Genomic DNA, 1762 nt, shown 5'->3' with positions numbered 1-1762 from the left:
GGGCGTGCAGTGTGCACTACCCATTGCGGGTGACGTCCCGGGCCGGTAGCTCGCACCTCGACGCAGACAACCGACTCACCCCCGCTCGAGCGGGGACCACTCGTTGCCTTCCAGGCAGTCCCGGGCGTGCGTCGGCTCACCCCCGCTCGCGCGGGGAGCACTTGGTGTTGTGGGGGCGGATGGCGTCGGGGTGCGGCTCACCCCCGCTGGCGCGGGGACCACTCGCCTGCGGCCCGTATGGCGGCGACCTCGGCCGGCTCCCCCCCGCTCGCGCGGGGACCACGGCGTTGCGATCCCACGTGATGTGCGCGATGGCGGCTCACCCCCGCTCGCGCGGGGACCACATGACGAGGCCACCACTGACCGTGCCGCCGGCCGGCTCACCCCCGCTCGCGCGGGGACCACAAAGCGACTTCGTCGACCCCGACTTCCTCGATCGGCTCACCCCCGCTCGCGCGGGGACCACACCGCCACCGCCAACGACTCCGACGGCAACCGCGGCTCACCCCCGCTCGCGCGGGGACCACCACAGGCTGTTCCACGTGTCGACCACCCACCTCGGCTCACCCCGCTCGCGCGGGGACCACGTCCGCATGTCGGCGGCGAGAGCCTGGCCCCACGGCTCACCCCCGCTCGCGCGGGGACCACTCATCGGCCACCGTGCGGAACGCGAACGAGGACGGCTCACCCCCGCTCGCGCGGGGACCACGTCAGCATCGACGCCCACGGCGCCTCAGCCGCCGGCTCACCCCCGCTCGCGCGGGGACCACTCGAGCAGCAGCCGGACGTCGTTGCGCCACGTCGGCTCACCCCCGCTCGCGCGGGGACCACGCCGCAGTGTCGGTGACGTACTGCATGAGCGGCGGCTCACCCCCGCTCGCGCGGGGACCACACACGGCCAGCTCGGGGATCACGGGGTGGAGGTCCGGCTCACCCCCGCTCGCGCGGGGACCACCCGATCGCAGCGGCCCCCGGTCCCAGCCTGTACGGCTCACCCCCGCTCGCGCGGGGACCACACTTCCTGACCTGGCGCTTCTCAGGGTGTTGCCATTTTGTTATCCATTTCCGCCGGGTTGAAGGCGATAAGCGTGAGTCCGTCAAAATCCACGGGTTCTCGGCGGCGCTGACCCGCTGTCCGGACGGAGTAGCGTTGTTCGCTGTCGTCCGGATGTAGGAGGACGGCCGCGCCGTTGGCGACGGAGGCGCTGACGGCATTCCACAGCTCTTCGCGGACTCGTGCTGAGAGGGTGCCGACGTACAGACCGGGCATGGGCTCCGTCAGCCAGCGGCTGAGCGCGCCACGGACGTGGTCGGGCACGGCTGTGGTGGCGATGACGGTCATCGTGGCCACGCGTTACTCCTCGCCGTAGTTGGTGCCGCCGTCGAGGATGCCGTTGACTGGGTCCCAGAGGTGTACGAGTTCTTCGGCTGCTTCTTCTGCGTCGTCCTGGCGTGTTCCCTCATCGGGTTCGAGGAGGTCCTGGATGTCGGCAACGATGCGCGGTAGGAGACGGAAGAGTCGCAGTCCTTCTCGGAAGGAGCGGCGGGCGTCGCTTTCCGGATCGGTGGATTGAGCTAGGGAGAACGCAAGGGGCAGGGTGAGTTCGGTTTTGTACAGGTCGGCTATGTCGTACACGAACGAGTGCGAGGTGCCGGTGTGCACGAAGCCTAGTAGGGCTTGGTCAGGTTTGTATTGCCGTGGTTATGTCGCGGTGGCAGGTGGGGCAGGCGCCGGCCCAGAGGGCGAGGAGTGTCTGCAGTT

Annotated in this window: 2 protein-coding genes and 1 CRISPR repeat array; both genes read right to left on the bottom strand. The window is 70.1% G+C overall.

Translation table 11 applies throughout. The features are described from left to right. Positions 1-71: 71 nt before the first annotated feature. Positions 72-1016: a CRISPR direct-repeat array (repeat unit 29 nt; unit sequence CGGCTCACCCCCGCTCGCGCGGGGACCAC). A gap of 20 nt (positions 1017-1036) precedes the next feature. After that, a complete protein-coding gene (gene cas2e / locus ACIBBH_RS42470) occupies positions 1037-1351 on the bottom strand; it encodes a type I-E CRISPR-associated endoribonuclease Cas2e (RefSeq protein ID WP_399414352.1) in 315 nt (104 codons plus the stop codon). A 3-nt stretch (positions 1352-1354) separates the two neighbouring features. Beyond that, positions 1355-1663, bottom strand: coding sequence for a hypothetical protein (locus tag ACIBBH_RS42465; RefSeq protein ID WP_399414349.1), 309 nt, complete (start codon positions 1661-1663; stop codon positions 1355-1357). Positions 1664-1762 lie beyond the last annotated feature (99 nt).

The sequence above is a fragment of the Streptomyces sp. NPDC051636 genome, assembly GCF_044453765.1.
Lineage (GTDB): Bacteria > Actinomycetota > Actinomycetes > Streptomycetales > Streptomycetaceae > Streptomyces.
This window is presented reverse-complemented; position numbering and strand designations above follow the sequence as displayed.